Origin of the sequence: Heliobacterium mobile, assembly GCF_009720735.1 — a bacterium.
Taxonomy (GTDB): domain Bacteria; phylum Bacillota; class Desulfitobacteriia; order Heliobacteriales; family Heliobacteriaceae; genus Heliobacterium; species Heliobacterium mobile.
Map to the genome: position 1 here is coordinate 1 of NZ_WNKU01000075.1, position 2,127 is coordinate 2,127.

Below are 2,127 nucleotides of genomic sequence, written 5' to 3' on the forward strand. Positions count from 1 at the left end.
TATCCTCCTGTGTCCCCCCATCGGTCAAACGATGCAACGTGGTACAGGAATCTCCACCTGTTGTCCATCACCTACGCCTTTCGGCCTCGGCTTAGGTCCCGACTTACCCTGGGTGGACGAGCCTTCCCCAGGAACCCTTAGGCTTTCGGCGGGCAGGATTCTCACCTGCCTTTTCGTGTACTCATACCGGCATTCTCACTTCCTTGCGCTCCACCCAGCCTTCCAGCTGAACTTCGCTGCACAAGGAACGCTCCCCTACCCAAGACTTACGTCTTGCCGAAGCTTCGGTGGCATGTTTAGCCCCGTGTCATTTTCCGCGCAGAGTCACTCGACCAGTGAGCTATTACGCACTCTTTAAATGGTGGCTGCTTCTAAGCCAACATCCTGGTTGTCTGGGCAACTCCACATCGTTTTCCACTGAACATGCACTTGGGGACCTTAGCTGTCGGTCTGGGCTGTTTCCCTTTTGACGACGGATCTTAGCACTCGCCGTCTGACTCCCGGGGATAAATACGGGCATTCTGAGTTTGACAGGGTTCGGTAACCGGTGAAGGCCCCTAGCCCTATCAGCGCTTTACCTCCCGCATTCTTACCACCGAGGCTAGCCCTAAAGCTATTTCGGGGAGAACCAGCTATCTCCGAGTTCGATTGGAATTTCTCCCCTACCCACACCTCATCCGCCGACTTTTCAACGTCGGTCGGTTCGGGCCTCCACGAAGTTTTACCTCCGCTTCACCCTGGACATGGGTAGATCACCCGGTTTCGGGTCTGCAGCCACGAACTTACGCGCCCTATTCAGACTCGCTTTCGCTTCGGCTTCGGCTTCTCGCCTTAACCTTGCTCGTGACCGCAACTCGCCGGTTCATTCTACAAAAGGCACGCCGTCACCTTTCACGCTCCGACTGCTTGTAAGCATACGGGTTCAGGTTCTCTTTCACTCCCCTTACGGGGTGCTTTTCACCTTTCCCTCACGGTACTGGTTCACTATCGGTCGCTGAGGAGTATTTAGCCTTGGAGGGTGGTCCCCCCGGATTCCCACGGGATTTCACGTGCCCCGCGGTACTTGGGATCCCTTCGGAATGGCTCGTCCTTTCGCCTACAGGGGTGTTACCTGCTGTGCCGGGCCTTTCCAGACCGCTTCGACTAGGATGATTCATTCGGGATGAAGGTCCCGCAACCCCGCCTCCAAAGAGACGGTTTAGGCTTTTCCCCGTTCGCTCGCCGCTACTGGGGGAATCTCGCTTGATTTCTTTTCCTCCGGGTACTTAGATGTTTCAGTTCCCCGGGTTGGCTTCACTGACCTATGGATTCAGTCAGCGATGTCCGGATATGACTCCGGACGGGTTGCCCCATTCGGGTATCCACGGGTCTATGCCTGCTTACGGCTCACCGTGGCTTTTCGCAGTTATCCGCGCCCTTCTTCGCCTCTCAGCGCCTAGGCATCCACCGTATGCCCTTACTAACTTGACCTTATAATTCAATGATTGATCACGTTGTCGTTCTCACTTACCCTGGTGTAACATACTTGCAGCGAGACACTTCGTCAAAAGACTATCGTGCCGATACTGTAATAGGACATCACCATGAGTATGAAAGCTTAACTTACGATCATCATCACTTGCGCTTTACTTTACCTCTGTGCAGTTTTCAAGGAACAACACCGCCACATAAGGGCAGTCATATAAAAACCTGACGTTCGTCAGGTTCGCCGGGTATTCCCCGGTCAATCTGGCGGCGACCTACTCTCCCAGGGACCAACGTCCCAAGTACCATCGGCGCAGGAGGGCTTAACTTCCGTGTTCGGGATGGGAACGGGTGTGACCCCTCCGCCATTGCCACCAGATCATTTTTTAGTTGTGAGGTCCGTCCGGCTCAACACCGGATTTAGGAGTTTACTACACTCAGTTGAGGTCTTCAACCGGTACATTTCTCCAGTCCCTCAAAATCAAACAGTTGTGTTGCATTGCGTGCGTTCGACCTCGACGTCTCACAACTTCGATACCGGTTGCCCAGTATCAGTCGTGATAAGTCTCCATAGAAAGGAGGTGATCCAGCCGCACCTTCCGATACGGCTACCTTGTTACGACTTCACCCCAATCATCGACCCCACCTTCGGCGGCTGGCTCC

The 2,127-nt window shown here is 54.3% G+C and carries 3 rRNA genes; all 3 read right to left on the reverse strand.

The annotated features are described in order from the left end of the window. Positions 1 to 1,470: ribosomal RNA gene (locus tag GJ688_RS19525) — 23S ribosomal RNA — on the reverse strand; the annotation flags it as partial. A gap of 256 nt (positions 1,471 to 1,726) precedes the next feature. Then, positions 1,727 to 1,843 (reverse strand): 5S ribosomal RNA (gene rrf, locus GJ688_RS19530). Between the two features lie 195 nt (positions 1,844 to 2,038). After that, positions 2,039 to 2,127, reverse strand: a 16S ribosomal RNA gene (locus GJ688_RS19535); the annotation flags it as partial.